At 55.2% G+C, this 16,063-nt stretch carries 12 protein-coding genes; all 12 read right to left on the reverse strand.

Going from position 1 to position 16,063, the window contains the following annotated elements; genetic code table 11:
* Positions 1–80: 80 nt before the first annotated feature.
* Positions 81–1,715 carry an alginate export family protein gene (locus CGZ80_RS21020; protein WP_094417654.1) on the reverse strand — a complete coding sequence of 545 codons (1,635 nt, stop codon included), beginning with the start codon at positions 1,713–1,715 and terminating at the stop codon, positions 81–83.
* A gap of 92 nt (positions 1,716–1,807) precedes the next feature.
* The gene (locus CGZ80_RS21025; RefSeq protein WP_094417655.1) at positions 1,808–2,773 is read right to left on the reverse strand and encodes an RnfABCDGE type electron transport complex subunit D; all 966 of its coding nucleotides are present in this window, start codon (positions 2,771–2,773) and stop codon (positions 1,808–1,810) included.
* Complete coding sequence (locus tag CGZ80_RS21030; RefSeq protein WP_198953753.1) at positions 2,770–4,548, reverse strand: CRTAC1 family protein; 1,779 nt, start codon at positions 4,546–4,548, stop codon at positions 2,770–2,772. The genes CGZ80_RS21025 and CGZ80_RS21030 overlap by 4 nt, the downstream gene beginning before the upstream one ends.
* A 6-nt stretch (positions 4,549–4,554) precedes the next feature.
* On the reverse strand, positions 4,555–8,064 hold the full coding sequence (locus tag CGZ80_RS21035) for a CRTAC1 family protein (RefSeq protein WP_094417657.1): 3,510 nt from the start codon (positions 8,062–8,064) through the stop codon (positions 4,555–4,557).
* Entirely contained in the window at positions 8,061–8,660 is a 600-nt protein-coding gene (locus CGZ80_RS21040; protein ID WP_094417658.1) for a hypothetical protein, read from the reverse strand. The genes CGZ80_RS21035 and CGZ80_RS21040 overlap by 4 nt, the downstream gene beginning before the upstream one ends.
* A 1-nt stretch (position 8,661) precedes the next feature.
* Positions 8,662–10,206 carry a 4Fe-4S binding protein gene (locus CGZ80_RS21045; protein ID WP_094417659.1) on the reverse strand — a complete coding sequence of 515 codons (1,545 nt, stop codon included), beginning with the start codon at positions 10,204–10,206 and terminating at the stop codon, positions 8,662–8,664.
* Entirely contained in the window at positions 10,203–10,619 is a 417-nt protein-coding gene (locus CGZ80_RS21050; protein WP_143544072.1) for a FixH family protein, read from the reverse strand. The genes CGZ80_RS21045 and CGZ80_RS21050 overlap by 4 nt, the downstream gene beginning before the upstream one ends.
* Before the next feature lie 9 nt (positions 10,620–10,628).
* Positions 10,629–10,853: a hypothetical protein gene (locus tag CGZ80_RS21055; RefSeq protein WP_094417661.1), complete on the reverse strand. Its 225-nt coding sequence runs from the start codon at positions 10,851–10,853 to the stop codon at positions 10,629–10,631.
* A 67-nt stretch (positions 10,854–10,920) separates the two neighbouring features.
* On the reverse strand, positions 10,921–11,505 hold the full coding sequence (locus CGZ80_RS21060) for a hypothetical protein (protein ID WP_094417662.1): 585 nt from the start codon (positions 11,503–11,505) through the stop codon (positions 10,921–10,923).
* A gap of 373 nt (positions 11,506–11,878) precedes the next feature.
* Positions 11,879–12,307, reverse strand: a complete 429-nt coding sequence (locus CGZ80_RS21065) for a hypothetical protein (RefSeq protein WP_143544073.1) — start codon at positions 12,305–12,307, stop codon at positions 11,879–11,881.
* A 73-nt stretch (positions 12,308–12,380) separates the two neighbouring features.
* Positions 12,381–14,837, reverse strand: a complete 2,457-nt coding sequence (locus tag CGZ80_RS21070) for a glycosyltransferase (RefSeq protein WP_094417664.1) — start codon at positions 14,835–14,837, stop codon at positions 12,381–12,383.
* A gap of 148 nt (positions 14,838–14,985) precedes the next feature.
* Positions 14,986–16,063, reverse strand: a 1,078-nt coding sequence (locus CGZ80_RS21075) for a M56 family metallopeptidase (protein WP_233148564.1), incomplete at its 5' end; no start/stop codon positions are given.

The following is a 16,063-nucleotide window of genomic DNA, read 5'->3' on the forward strand; positions in this document are numbered from 1 at the left end:
GTTGTCTGAAAAAGCAACGGTGACGAATCGTTGACTCGCCACCGTTGTCGTTTACAAGTTTGATGTGCCGCTGCAAAGCACTACCAACGCTGTTGGAAAATCAGATACAGGGCTTCGGCATTGCTGTCTTGGTTTGCGTTTGCGGTCGCTTCCAAGTAACTTCCGCCGAACAGCTTGTTGTAGCTGACCAGCAAGTCTGAATTTCGCGTTAGGTGAAAGTTCAACACCAAGTCGATTTCGTCGCCGACATTGTTGCCAGCCGCACCCGTCGGGTCATGCCGATAGGCGGCCCCGCCAGCGTTGTACAATGCGTCACGTTCTTCGGCCAAGTAGAAGTGATGGTACTGCAGCCAGACCGTCGTCCATTTGTTGGGATAGAGATACAGGTGGGTGTTGAAGTCGTGGATGTTCTGGCGTCCAACTAAGTCCATCCAACCCAGGTAGTAGTGGCCGAACGGGAACTGTTGGTTGAAGGTGTGCGAATCACCCGATGTCGGGTCGTTGTCGCCACTTGCATAGTCGTAGTACATCCAGAACGTCGGTGACCAAAGGGCGTTCGAGTAGGCCTTGCCAATACCGACGGTACCCATGCCCGCGACAAGATCTTGGCTGCCTTGATTGCCAAACTGCATCGCGCCTTCGATGTCCCAGAGGAAGCCGTCATCGTTGCCTGACCAACGGGTTCCGAAAGTATGGGTTTGAAACGGTGCCCGAGTGATGCCGAGTTGGTTGACCGATTTTTCGTTGTCGAAGAACAGGTAATAGAAGTCTTGCGATTGGCCTTTCTTGCTGTGTTCGGTAAGCCAAAGTCCTCCAAACGTCAGGTCGTTGTCGGCGGTGTCAAAGTCGTTGGCTTGTGGCGGGACGTACTTCGTCCAGAACGCGTCAAAGTCATAGTCTTTGCCGTGGCGGAACAATTTGAATCCGTCAAACGAGTGCCGTTTGTTAGCCCAGGGAAGCGGCGTGACCATCCGCTGCGAACCGAACAGCAATTCTTGCCGTCCGCCTCGCAAGTAGACTGATTCGCCACCGAGTTCGCCCAGTTTCAAATCGACAAAAAGGTCCAGGATGTCGCCGCGGTCGACATCGGGTGGAACCGGCGGAAGGTCTTCGCCAAAGCTGTCAGCCCAAACGTATTCACCGTACACCCGCAGCGAATCGCCATAGGATAAGTCCAAGTATTGACGGACGTGGCTGAGCGTGAAGTCGTTGTTGTTCGCCGTCAGTCGGCTGTTGGTTTCGTTGTTGTAACGCACCCAGAACTCGCCACCGGTGCTCATCAACCAAGAATCCGACAGATGGATCCGTTTCAAACGTTCGGTAAGCGTCCGTTGGCATTCCGGAATGCTTTCGACATAGCGCCAATCCGAATCATAAAACGGCCATGCATTGATCGCGAACGGCGCGTAGCCGGACTTGGGGCGTTGCTGGCGGCACTGGCCAGTCAACGCATCCCAGGTGCTGTAATAGCCAGGACCCTTTGGCGGCACCGAGACGATCCCCGGTTTAGGCATTGGGTGAATCGTCGCCGGGTACTTTGACCAGTCAATTGAATTGCAGTTGCAATGTGATTGATGATAGGTCGGTCCGGTATCGGTGGAGATCACCACCGGTTGAACTGGAATTTCGTCGGTCTCCCCCGCAGCAACGGGGGAAACACTGGCTAACGCCATGGCGAGGGCAAGTCCCTGCCCTTTGGCACGAGCGATGTGCATCGATACGCCTCTTTGCGCAAAACATGTTCATGGACAACGTTTTGCTCAACCCTTGCGAGGGTACATCGACACGGCCCTACACGATCAAGATCTTAAGTCAGTTCGCAAGTGGCGACTTCTCGGCCTTCACACGCAGGATCGCTAACATCGGCAAGGTTTGACTGGCTTGTCTGCTCTTCCGATTTCGACTTTGCTTTGTCACGTTGCATTTCAATCATCAGTGCGATGGGGCCAACGATAAACAATGCGTAGTAAGGAGCATGGATCACTTCGTTCAAACGCAAAATCATTTCCATTACCGCGATCGAAAATGCGACGAAGCACTGTCCCCGCTTGGAGCGGACTGTGGTCTTCGGATCGGTGATCATGAAGAACACGAACAGTTGATACATCGGGCCGGTCAAGGGCGCGACGTTGGCCAGGAATGGGCTTTCGGTAAACCAACTGCGAGCACCGGCCAAGACGACAAAGGAAACGACATATGTCAAACAAATGTGGAAACGTTTTAGCCGCCGGATGATTAGCGAACCCAATCCCCAGACGACCAGCATCGGCAATAGCGTGTTGCCCCATTGGATGCTCAAGCTGGCGACTGCGGCCGGATACAAAAACAGCATCGCGCTGACGCCAAAGTTGGACGGGTTCCACAGGTGTCGGTCGTGCCTCCGCAGCACGTACTTTGACATGATGGAAAGGCCTGCGCACATGGCGTAGGGCCAAATGAAAGGCGATCGGATCAGAATCCCGACACTGATTCCCGAGATATAAGCACTCGCTAGGTGCGGGAATCGTCCCAGGAACATGCGTCCGAGCACCAGTTCACTGGCCACCGCGACGCCGATCGCTAGCAGTGTTCGGGACCAGCTTTCCAGGAAGCCGAACGTCAATTGACCGACCAGCAAGATGCTGGTGATCAGCAGCGGTGCCAGGAAGCGGTTTTCAAGCGTCAGGTAGCTACGCCATGATTTCGATGGCTTAGGTTGTGATTCGCAGGGTGGCGAGACGTTCGCAGCGGAGTCGTTTTCGGCAGTCAATTCAGAGGGATTGGTCACGCTCATTTTGATTCCTGAATTGAGTGGATTTGATCGATTGCGGGAGATTCGATGGTTTGTTCATGACCGCTTGGCCAGCGGATGACGACCTTTTCAATCTCCGTTGATTTTCCCAGCCCAAAGTGCAGTCGGCTTTGGTTCTGGGCGGAGTAGCCGCTGGCGGCGACGCGTTCTTGCAGTTGTTGTTGGCCGTTCCAGTGGACGCGAACCTGGGCACCGATCGCGCTGCGATTGCTGGTGGTGCCTTCGAGATCAAACGCGATCCAGTGATGCGACGGATCGACGGTGTTACGGTACAGCAGTGCGTGTTCGCGTTGGTTGGCGACAACCACATCGAGGGCACCGCGGTTTCCGAAATCGGCGAGTGCTACGGCACGACCGTCGTAGCGGTCGGTCGCACCGACGAATTGCGCGACATCACGAAATTGGCCGGCGCCATCGTTCATCCAGACTCGTTTGGATTGGTAGCCGGCCAAACTGCGTTTCTGCATGTCGGGCCAGTTGGTCGCGTCGGAGATGATTTGTTCGTGGCCGCCGGTGATTTGTGAAAAGTCATACCAGTAGCTAGTTCCGCGTTCGCCAGAGACATAGCCGTTGGTGACGTACAAGTCCGTGAAGCCATCGTTGTTCAGGTCACCAAACTGTGCACCGAAGCTCCAGCCGCCAAGTTCGACGCCCATCACCGAAGCGAGGTTTTGGAATTTGAAGGTGCCGTCATTTGCGGGGAACCAAAGGTTGTTGCCTTGCAGCAGCACGCCTTCTTCGGAAATGTTGCTTTCGTAGATTGAAAGTTGGCCCTGATTCAGAATGTCACCGACGGCGGCGTTCATACCGCTTTTTGGTGAATACCCAATCCCGGCGTCTTTACCGACTTCGCGGAACCGTTTTCCAGACTCGTTGATGTAAAGTTCGGAAACGCCATAGTCATTGGCAAGAAACAGATCGCTGAACGAGTCACCGTTCAAATCCGCGGCAACGACGGCCAGTGTCCAGCGAGTGCTGTTGATTCCCATGTCGCCGGTAACATCTTTAAAGCCGCCGTTTCCGTCGTTTCGCAGCAGCCATTTACGTCCACCGTTGTCGGCATATTCGAAGCTTTCCGGCATGATTTGCGTGTTCGCAAGGTTTTCCAAGTGGACGTCGTCTGGCCAATAGCCGGCAAGGAATAGGTCGATGAACCCGTCTTTGTCAAAATCCAACCAAGTGGCTGTTCCGACGTTTGCCCATTTCGGAAGATCGGTTTGTTCGATCGCTTCGAAGTGTTTGCCTTGATGGTTTTTCAGCAGCACTTGTTGGCCCCACTTATAGACCAGCACATCATCAAATCCGTCGTTATCGATGTCTGCCCAGACCGATCCCATGCACGCGCCGGTGCCTGACCGGTTTAAGTCCGCGAGTCCGAGTTGGTCAGCGATTTCTTCGAAGGTTCCGTCGCCTTTGTTGCGATAGAACGCGTTCTTTGCGTCGGGTGCACTGGACGTCAGGTAGAAATCCATCCAGCCATCACGGTCAACATCGACCACTGAAACGCTGGCGCCCATCGCCGCGATCTGTGGGCCGATGTGGTCAAGACGACTGTCGATTTTTGGCGGTTGATGAACAAAATCGACGCCCACTTCGCCAGCGACTTCATGGAGCGAGAAACCGTACCGTTGAAGTCGGAGTTCGTTCGAGATGACTTCGTGTCCGACTTCCGTTTCAGGCTGATTGGTCCAGCGGAAATAGGCAGCCGGCCCGAACAGCAAACCGGCAAAAGCGATCGTTAGAAATGAACGAGACATGGGCATTTACTGTTTCGGTGATGCGTTGGCGGAATCCGATTCTCGATCCAACGTTTGGAAAAACGGTTTCGGGGAGACGTAGCGTGTATGGAAGCGTCGCCAATCGTTGGGATGCTTTTGAAAGACTGGGTCTTGATCGAGTTCTGTATGCGGACCGCGATAGTCGATGTCGTCGTGGCTCGGAAGTGGGCGAACTGTTCGCGAGAAAGCTGTGTTGAAATCACCGTCTTTGACCCACCCATCACCGATCAGCATGAAGTCACGTTTCATGTCGGGTGATGGCGTCTCGTCGGCTGAAAACTGGAGTGCGATTTCGTCGCCGGCATTCATGATCACATAGCGGTCGTCAGTCGAGTGCAGCAGTTCGGCGACATCGCCATAGCGTGTGTAGTAACCATCAAGGTCCATCCAGATCGCTTGTGATCGTTCGACACGATAGATCGGTGTGTCGGGACGTCGTCGCTTGATCGGTTCCAGTTTCGAGAACCCACGTTGTCGAAGTTCTGACTTCGTCGTCGGCAGTTCGACTTGTCGCAGAGAATCGCTTGGCAACTTGACCGACCAGCGGAGCGAATCCCAGTAGATTTCCATGTTGGTGCGCAAGCGGTAGGTGGCGTTGGCGGCAAGGTTATCTTGTGACAGTGTGATGATGACGTCTTTGTGTTTGCCAGCCGGAAAGCCCAGTTGGTCATCGAGTACGGTCCAGGATTCACCAGGCAATCGCCGCTCTAGAATCAGGCCATAGGGGCTGACATCTTCGTTCTGGGAAATCGCAACGTTCAGCGAACTGTCCGTCGGATAGATCCAACCATGGCCGATCAGCAGCACGTCATCGTCGGTGTCGCGAGCTTGTTCGGGAAATTGAAACTCGACCCAGTGGTCGCTTGCGACGCCTTGGTATTCGCCAAGCGGGAAATGGTCCGCGAAGGCTCCGTCGTTTGACGCCAGCGTTTCGTCCAGCGATTGACCTTCCATGTCGAAGGTCGCTTTCAGTGGTTGTGTTTTGGTGCCGACAACGACTTCGCGGATCGGTTCACGTTGTGGGGCAAAACATTCGTCGACAAAGATCTCGGTGTCGACCGGGTGATCGACCGCCACTAGACCGACCGAATCGAAGAAGTGGGTTTCCCAAAGTTCGGCCGTGATCCGAATGTCATAGATACCGTCATGTGGTACCAAGCTTTCGCCAGGCAACTTGATTCGGTCTTCGGTTTGTGTGACACCGGCGGTTTCCTGGGCATTGATTTTTAGCCCCAGCGGCGAACGCCATAAAAAGTCTTTGATGAATCGATACCCTGTACCGTCGTAGGTAAACACCCACGGGCAGGAGCCTTTTAATCGTTGGGCGGCAACCGAAGCTTGGCCGTTAGCGAGTTCGAACTCTGCTTGGCTGGTGCCGTTCGGCCAAACGATTCGGGCCACATCGATTTGTGGGTGCTGTCCCAGTCCAAAGTGAACTCGTGACGACTGGATCATCTGGCTTTGCAGCGTCTTTCCTGAGCGGACTTCGATGGTCCCACCGATACCGAACGAATTGATGCGTTTATCGCCTGCAGACGTGTTGGCCTGGGGGCTGATCGCGTGCCATTGATAATTCGCAGAGCTTTGGTTGATGGCTAGCTGCGGTTGATGATCGGCTTGGCCGACGAGGTCTAGCAAGCCATCGCAGTCGACATCGACAACTGAAGTGACTTGGATGTTTGGCGTTTTGATCGAATGCCAATGGCCAGCGTCGCCTTGCAGCCACACGCCGCTCCGGTTGGCTTGGCTGAGCACGAGGTCAATCGCCCCGTTGTTGTCTAGGTCTTTGGCGGCGAGGAAGGCGAAGGTTTGCTTGGTCGCCGATTCTTCGACGGTGCTGAATCCGCTTTCAAGGAGTGCCGTGTGTTGCCACGTTTCGCCATCGAATTCGCTGGTCGTGATCTGACCCGATTGCGTTGCACCCACGATTTCGAAGTGACCGTTCCGGTTCAAGTCGGCGACAGTGATTGCGGTGATTGGGGCAACTTGGTCGCTTTCGCCAAAGGCGGATTCGATGGTGAATCGCCCGCCACGCTGGTTGTTCAGAATCGTGAGGTTGCCTTTTTTGTCGAGGCAGACGTAATCGATGTCGCCATCGGAATCGAAGTCGATCTCTCGGAACCCGATCACACCAGCGATTTCTGGGAAGTTTTCCATGGCGGACAGGTTCGCCGCACCGTCATTTTGAAGGCAACGGAGGTTTCCAATGTGATCACTTAGAAAAAGATCCAGATCGCCATCGGCTTCGACGTCGCTTTGCCAAACGGATTTCCATGGTTGATCCTTTAGATCGCCAGGGGATTCCAACTCGGTGAAACCTTCTGTGTCGTCTGCCAAGTAGACTCGCCAACCTTGTTCGCCAACGAAGACGAGGTCGGGGCGGAAATCGTCATTCAAATCTGCCCAGGCCAGACACGCCAACGCATTGTCAGGCGTGTATCCTGGAAAGGGCAGCGCGGCCGACCCCTGAATGTGGATCGTTGTCCCAGAAAGCGACAAAAGGGTTGAGCACCGCTCTCCGGGTTGATCCACACCCAAAATCAGATCGAGCCGCGCTGCTTTTCCGGGAGACGCGTCGATAGAAAATTGAAGCCCCAGGTCAGCTGGCGAGGCTTCTGCTGGTGGCATATTCAGCGAAAGAAAGGAACGGACCGGCGTCCCAACCGCCGTGACCGACAGGATGCCAAGCTCGTCCAAGCTTCGTTGATAGGCAGCCGATGGCTTGGAAAGGTTCTCAAAAAAGGTCAGTGCGACGGCAGCTTGCCGGTCATTACCGTCCTCGATGGCTTTGGCAGCCTGGTCGATTTGTTGTTGCTGCGCATCGCTCCATTTGGAGTCGTTTTGTTTCAGCCATGTGATCGCATTGCGGAGGGAGTCGCTGTCGGAAACGGTGGCGGCAAGTCGGGCGGATTCGCAGCGAACGCGAAGGTTTTGTGGGTGCGACTGCAAGATGCCAGACAGCAATTTCAAGCGTTCTTCATCAGCGGTTTCGCTGCTGACTTGGCCCAGCAAGGTGCTCAGATTGAACGCGACACGAATGTTTTCTGGCCATTGTTGATGAAGTTCGCGCAGCACATCGATGGCGGCGGCAACCTGGCCGGATGCTTCAAGGTACTGGGCATTCAGGCGTAGCAATTCGCGTGAGGTCGGCGCGAGCGACAAGGCTTGGTCGAGAGCGGCTTTTGCACTCTCTAAATCGTTCAGTCGCAACTTTGCGACGGCAAGGTTCGCCCACAGTGCTGGTTCGTTGGGTTCTGCTTGAACCAATTCGTCGAGGACACGTGCGGCGCGTTCGTTTTCTTCGACATCCAGTGCGGCAAGGCTGACAAAGAATCCTGCGGTTGTCGTTTCGTTCGCGACGGACGGATCGTTGTCTTTCGTGACGCTCCACCACAGTGTGCTGATCGCCCAGGCAATCGCGGCTAGGACGACGACTGCACCGAGCACCCAATGCCAAGCGGTTCTGTTTGATTGTGTCTTCAAACGTTTGCTCATTGATCGTTTCCCGCCAACACTGTTTCTTCCTTGCTTTCTGGTTTGGGATGGTTTTCAGCGGCTTGCTGGATGTGCCAAACGCGTTTCGCCATTGCGACACACCATGCACCGCCGATCAGGGCGAATGGAAAAAGGTAGATGGCCAGATCCCAGGGACCATACCCCGGCGGTGTTGATTCGACTTGGACAATCGTCTCGCCAGCTTCGCCACTTGGGCTGGTGATTTGAATGCCAACGTTCCAATGGTCACGTTTGTCGAACAATGGTTTGGATAAAAATTGCAAACTGCCGCGGAGCGATTGTTTGGTCGCCTCGTAAGTTTCGCGCGGTAGTCGTTGATCGACCGGTTCGGTCCAAAGCCGTATGGTCGGTTCGTCGTTCGGCATCTCCCCAGATTCGGTTTCGACAATGATGAAAAAGCGGGCTTCACCAATGTCGGGGTCGGCCCAAGTCGAAATCTTGTAACCGGCAGCAGGTTGATCCAGTTGCACCGGAAACGGAGGCCCTTCATGTGCGTCGGCCGTTGGGGCTGAGATGCAAAAGCACGCTGCGAACGCGACCAGCGATGAAAGTTGTGTGATACGAAGTCGTTGCATCTCAGCCTCCTAGAAATGTTCCGCGCATATCCATCGGTTGGTTCATGATCCAGACCGCGGAAACAAACAGGGTGAGGTAAAAGACGGCCCAGGGCGCAGTCGCTTGGAGGGCTACCCGCTCGACATTTTTGATTTGGCTGGGAAAGCTGCTCTGTCGAAGCAGCGTCCAAGCGACGGCAATGGATCCGATCAGCCCCAACGCTAGGAAACCGAGTTCGATCGCATACACGACGGATTCTGGCAATCCACCAAGTTGCCACTGCGGGTTGCCGAACCACGCTTTACCGAAGGACTGGCGAACGGCGTTTTGGGCGACCGGAACCACGGTGAGGGCACCGGTTAAAAAGTGAAATGCGTAGTGCGCGAGCCAAACGCCGAATCCGATTGGTATCAGCGACGGGGCTAAGCGTTTAACCTGTGCCGTTATTCCTTCGTTGAAACCGGCGACACGTTGCGTTGCGAATGCTGTTACGCCCAGCAGCACTGCTGGCTCAATGATCAGGAACAGTGCAAAGATCGCACTTAGGATCGGCCATTCGACGGTAAGACCGGTTGCCGAAGCGATCGAGTTTTCGAGTGCGTAGACGGGGCTGATCATCGCAAATGCGTTCAGCAGCGCCCCAAAGGTAAACGCCACTGCCAATGCGGAAAAATCGCCGCGTCGTTCGATGATCCCCATGCCTGACTTGGGGCCGACTGTCGTCAGTTCCTCTCCCGGCATACGGGCGAAAACGCCAATGTTGTCTTCGGGACAGGCATAAACACAGTCCATACAAAAGGTGCAATCGAGGTTGCCGGATTTGCGTGGCTGAAAGAGGTCCAGTTCGCACCCCCGCTGAACCACTGGCAAACCGGTTTGGCTGTGTGGGTTCGCGGTGCCTTTGATGCAATCCTTCGTGACGCAGCCATCGCAGACCGCGGTGTCACGGACGGCGACTTCCAGTGGCGACAGGCTCGCACCTAGAAAGTTGAATTGGCCGATCGGACAAACGAACTTGCAAAACGACGCACGCTGAAACAGTGAATCAACCAGCAGCGCGATCGCAAAGTAGCTGACAATCAAAACGCCGGTCCACCAAGGGTTGGCGAACAGGTCGAACAATTCATAGGCAAACAGCACGCCGACAAACAACGTGATCGCAGGCCATTTGTTGCGTAGCTTCTTAGGCCATTGCCAACGTGGCGAGTGCAGTTTTCTTGCCAGTTCGCGGGGCAGCATGAATGGGCAGCCCATGCAAAAAAAATTGCCGCCAAGCAAAAGGACCAACACGACCAAGCCGCGGAAATGGACCCAAGTGAGCAACGCGGCAAGATTTTTAGGCGCTAGCTGCGGACCCCAAAACGCGTGCGCGATCATCACCAAGCTGACGAAAAGTACAGGGATCTGGACAAGCAACCGTGATCCGGGACGCCGCAGAATCCCTCCGAGCAACGGTACCGCAAGCAGGTCGAACGATGTTCGCTGCTTGCGTTTGCCCGTTGCCCCCCTCGGAGGAATCTGCGTTGGGTGGCGTTCGGTCGGTCGTTGCTGCCAGAGTGTGGTCACTTGGCATTGACTCCCGGTACATCCACCTTGGTTTCGATCGATTCGCCGTTTTGGCCATCGGCATGAATCAAAAGAAACCAATCTCCACCCATCGTGAAATCGATGGTTCCCGTATAGACACCTTCCTGGTCAGATTCTTCCATCGTGGCGAACGAAGGTTTCATTCCCGCATGGTTCATGTTGCCTTCGACCGTCAAGGTTGCGTCTTTAAACGGTGCCCCGGTGCTGTCGGTTAACGTGATGGTCAAGGCGCACTCACCGGTCGTCGGTGGCTGCGGGGCAAACGTGACTTCGGCTTTGCCGGTCGCTTGAGGACTACTGGGCGCGGTTGATTGTTCGCACCCAACTGCCGCGAGGACCAGCAAGCCGACAAACATGGACAGACGAAAAGTTTTGCTGAAAGCGTGTTGCACGGCGGCTTCCTAGGACTGCAGGTTTTGAGAGGGAGTGATTTCTTCGCCCGTGCCTGGCTTGGCACTCCATAGCAGCGAAAAGCAGCCAACCGAAAGCAAGCCGCAGAGGACGAGCACGACGCGTGAACCGACCACGTTTGCGGAGGGCTTTTCACCGGCCCAGAACCAGCCTGCGATCGAGACCGCGAACAAAGCGACGAGGAAAACAGAAATCAGTGAGCGAATGAGATTCATGACGATGCCTTTTGGGTAAACGAATACGGTGGAACGGTGTTGACGTTTGCATACACGTCAGACTCAATCAGGCACGACTAGAACGTGGTTGCCAGGCACAAGAACAGCCTTGGTGGGCCGCTTCGCCGGGTAGCGGGAACATGTGATAGAACATCGCGATCACCATCGGGACGAACACCACCGTGTTGTAAAACAGGTGCAGCTCAACGCGTGGAACGAACAGTTGAACGATGCTGACCGGGACGGGCGAATCGAATAGGTTGCGTTGAAAGATCGCTTGCCCTTGTAGTAAGGCGTGTTCGATGTGGTGCCAGAACTGAATCCAAAACGCGATCATCCACCACGTCAATGATTGACCAACGAAGCCTTTGCGGAGAATCCAAAACGCGACCAGCATGATGATTGCGTATCCATAATGCAGGGCTTCGGATTTGATCATCCAAGGGAACCAAAGCCCCAGTACACCGCGTGATTCGGGGATGGGCCAATTCAGCAAATAGATCTGAATCGCTTGGCAAAGGTGTTCGGTCCAGTGGGCTAGAACGATGGCGGTGTAGATCCAGAGGGCCTCTTTGTGATAGGGGCCGTTGATCTTTTCCATCCAAGTCATTTGGTCGGTCGCTTTCGGTAGCGCGCAGGTCGTTGCGGACATCAGTTGACTCCGGTCGTAGGGGGGCGGTGGTGTTTCAGGAATGCAGCGTGTTTCGAAACCGTCAGCGCGCAACGTCCCGTTCGCAGCACAGAGTTGTGTCGAAGGGTGACTGGGGCGAGCTGAAGGAAGAGGTCTGCGATGCCTGCCCCACCGCGACATGATGCGACGCGGAAATGGAGTGATGGGGCGGTCAAAGGCAGACGCGAGCTCAAGCGGACCGCGCAAACAGGCCATCAAGCATTTGATGCATCACGTGGAGGTGCCTGCAGGGTTTAGCCCGCGATTGGCTGCCACGTGGATCCGTTGATAAATAGGAATGCGGTGATCGCAAACCGTTGCTCATACGGAACTTAAGATGGTCGTCGACGCGAAATTAGGCCGATTTCGGCGGTCGCTCGACGCGTCCACAGTGACCCGAAAGCAGAGAGGCTTCGGGTTCTAAGTACAGCAGAACGTCTTCGTCGCAATCCATCGAATCGTTTCGTTGCTGGGGGCAACCGTAGTCTTTGGCAGACTTGAAGTGGTTCGACGAAAACGGTGCCGGGGCAGAGGGTGTGAATGGTGCACTTTGGCAATTCGGGCCGTCGCAGGGCATCGGAACGAAAGGCAATTGACCAGGCTGATCGAACTGAATGGACTCGGATGAGTGTTGGCCGGATGGATGTTCCAGCCAGTCACCGCAGCTGCCGAATGCGTTCGATGAAGATGCGACCACAAGCGCAACCAACAACCCGGCCTTGGTCACGATGGAACCAAGGTGGAATCGCGAAGGCGTTCCGGATTGGGAGAAAAGGTGGTGCATAGGAAAGTCAGTCTAGATTTCTGCCTGTCCTCTGTCAATCAAAATTGTCGCACCCGTCAATGGGATCGGGGGCTTATTGGATTTTGCGATCGTCTGTCACGTCGGCATGCTTGGCAGCAAGTCGAAACGACGGAGACGATAGGCGGATATCCAGCAGTTGTGTGTCGCCCTGTTCGGCGACTTTCGTCACTCTCGCACGCAGCGGCAGGTTCTTTTGAAGTTCGGTCGGATTCGCCAAATCATTGACCAAAACGTAGCAATGTCCTGATTGTTGGACAAAAGTGCGGAGGTCGTGGTCGCTGACATCACGATAGTTGCTGACGTCGTCACGGTTTAAGTAGAAAGGGATCTCCGAAAACTCATGACTAACCGTTGCAACCGGAACCAGGGGATCGGCCGCGAGGTGTTCCGAAAAGCTTGATTCCTTGGCCAGGAGCGTTTGTTGATGGCTATACATCGGCAGCGACTGGTGCAGCACCATCGTTGCGAACGCGACCATTGCCACGGACACGAGTGACCACTCGCGGTGCAGTTTCATGGGGCGACGGATCAGCACTAACGCCGCAACCAGCAATCCTGCCCAAAGTGTTATCCAAAGCAGGGACAGCAACTGTTGCTCGTTGACGATCGAGTACTGGTACAAGGCGAACCCAAGTCCAGCGACGGTGGTGGTGATCACGGCGGCACGCGGTGACCACATGCGAGCCAGCGGCATTGCTGAAATCGATTTGGTGTCTTGAATCACCGAACCGAAAAAATGCCCCATCAAAATCGCAAACGCGGGGCCGGCTGGCATGAGGTACGTGGGGAGCTTGCAACGCGACAAAGAAAAGAACACGAACGTCCACACGGCCCAGATCAGCATGTATCCCAGCACAGGCGACCTGCGTTGACGCTCTGCTTCGCCACGGCCGAACAGGAAACGGGTCAACGGAATCGTCAGAAACGACCAAGGGTGTCCCGCGATCAAGAGCACGGGGACAAAGAACCAAAACGGTTTTTCGTGGAAAGCACCGGCGAACCGGGCGATGTTGTGCTTGTAGAAAAACTCAATCAGGAATTCCGGGGCGCGTTGGTGGACTACCACGAACCAAGGGATGGCGACGGCGGACGCGACGGCGATGTACAAAGCGATCTGTTTGCGATCGGGTTTTGAGTAACCTTCCGATAGCCAGACAAACGCGGCGAAGGTAGGCACGCCGAGCACAAGTACCACGGGGCCTTTGGTAAGGAAGGCGAGTCCGGTGAAGACCGCCGACGCGATCCACCAACAGGACTGTAACTTTGGCGTCGACTTGCTCGGACGGACGGCCTCGTATGCGGCGAACATCGCTCCGGCGACAAAAGCGGTGAGCACTCCATCAAGCAACAGGTAGCGACTGGTGAATAGGAATCCGGCCGACAGCAGCAACACCAAGCCTGAATAGAAACCGATGCGTGGACTCAAAACCCGTGAAGCGAAGATCATCGTCATCGCCAGTGTTGCCAAGGCAGCCAACGCGGGAACGAGTCGTGCCGATGTTTCACTAACACCAAAGCACTCGTATGCGATCGCGCATAGCCAATAGGTCAACGGAGGTTTGTCGTAATACGTTTTGAAGTTCAATTGAGGTAATACCCAATCACCGGTGTTGATCATCTCGCGAGGAATCTCTGCGTAGCGAGTTTCGTCGCGGTCGATCAGCGGGTATCCGAGATTGGTCAATAAGAACAAACTTGCGACCAACAGCAGAATGACCTGCAAGCTGTTGAAGCCGATGCCGAAGCGTTGCATCCATGCCGGAGCGGTTGAAGTGGTCAGTGCGGGAGCGGCCGGGAACTGGATCGAGTTCCACCAGAACCGCAGGAGCTGTGCGAACACCTGAGGGATGTGCTTGATCGATACGGTGCTTTCGCCAAGCGTTCGCGGCCGATGTGTGACGCCGACTTCGACGAGGCTGCGTTGTTGTCGTTTCGCTTCAACGAGCAACTCTGCGTTGACCAAGAAACCGTTGCCGGTAATCTGCAAGTCTTCGATGACGTCGCGACGAAAGACTTTCATTGCACAGTCGATGTCGCGGACTTCGGTGCCAAGCAGGCAGCGGACCAGGAGATTGTATCCTTTGGAGTAAAAGCAACGTAGGAAGCTGTCTTTGCGGTCGATCCGGTATCCGCAGACGACGTCGTATTGGTTGGACAAGACAAAGAAGCGGTCTAGCTCGTTGAGATCGAATTGGCAGTCCGCGTCGGTGAACGCAACAAGGTCACAGCTCGCTGCGGCAAAGCCGGTGCGAATCGCCGCCCCATACCCGCGGTTGGGGTTGTGCCGGACTAGGCGAACCGAAGCGTTCTCGTTGGCATACGTTTGCACGATGGAAGCGGTATGGTCCACGCTCCCGTCGTCGACCACGATGATTTCGTAGGTTTCCGTGAGTTTCTCGAGTGCGTCGACCGCTTCTTCGATCGCGGTCGCGATCACCGCTTCCTCGTTGTACGCCGGAAGGATCAGTGAAATTGACTTGGCCGGTAAGTCGGATCGGAGCTGTGCCACTTGCGTCCCTGCGGTGAGCTGTATCGAGTTGTTCTACGGCATGTTTAGTAATTAAGCCGGCGCGATATTAGGAGCAGTGGTCGATATGGCACAACATCAATTACGAAGTGTTTCGTTTTTAAGCGTGTGGTGTGCCAGAGAGGGCCGATCAGTCTTCGGTGTGAATCCATTCGTGAAGATGGACGCGGGTTTCGAAGGACTCGAAATCACGCACCTTGACGTCGACTTGATGAAGGGCATTTGCGGTCCAGGATGGCCAGGGCGACCAGGTACTGCGGTTGGAAGCGAAGGCGTTCGTTGGCAGCCAGATTTGATGTACCAAAAGGGAAAGAACTAGCAGCATTCCGCAGGCGAACCAGTGCCGCCATCGCGGAGGAGTCGATTCAACGCGAGCGAGTTTGACTAGGCGTTCGCTACGGCGGACGAGGCAGCTTTTCGAATTGCCAAAACCGATCGTCCCATAGGTGATTTCGGTACAAGACGGCGTGCGGCAAAACTCGGCAACGGTTGCCAGCGTCTTGAGGTAGCGGCCGAAGCTGCCGATCGTTTTGGAAACCATTTCATCGCAAAGGAATTCACGGTTCAGTTCGGCTTCATGTGCCGCGATACGGATCGCGGGATGAAACCAAAACATCGCTGAGCAGACACCCTGCAGGAAGTGTTGCATTGGGTGTTGGGTTTGCAAGTGTTCTAATTCGTGCAGCAAAACGTTCTTGATTGTCGCATTGTCATGACGCAACAATCGGTCGGGAAGCACGACGGTTGGGCGATGAAGCTGCCAACAAAAAGGGCCACCGACTTCGGCCGAAGTAAGCACGGCCGGGACCATGCGTGAGGGAAGGTCGATGTCCAATTGATCGAGCAGCGTGCCGACATCGAGCGGTTGGCAGCGATGTTTGAGAAAGTACAGCAACCGCGCACACTGCAGTGACTTGATGCCTAGCGTCCAGATGACACCGGAGCTCCATCCGGTCAGCAGCAGCAGCGCGAGTCTGCGTTGCCATGCGAGTAGCGACAGCATGGTGTCGCGGTCAAATTCGAACGGAAACGCAAACAGCCTGCGGTGAGGCAGCAAGAATCCCGACGCGATCATGGCGATGATGACGACGAACGAGACCGTCCAAAGTCGGCAATTGCCTTGAGCATCATCAAGCCAGCGACGCAGGCAGAAGCGATCGCGACGACCAACGCGACTTGGATACAAAGCGAGCTCGCGACTTCGAAGG

The sequence above is a fragment of the Rhodopirellula sp. MGV genome (assembly GCF_002251265.1).
In the GTDB taxonomy this organism is placed as follows: Bacteria; Planctomycetota; Planctomycetia; order Pirellulales; family Pirellulaceae; genus Stieleria; species Stieleria baltica_A.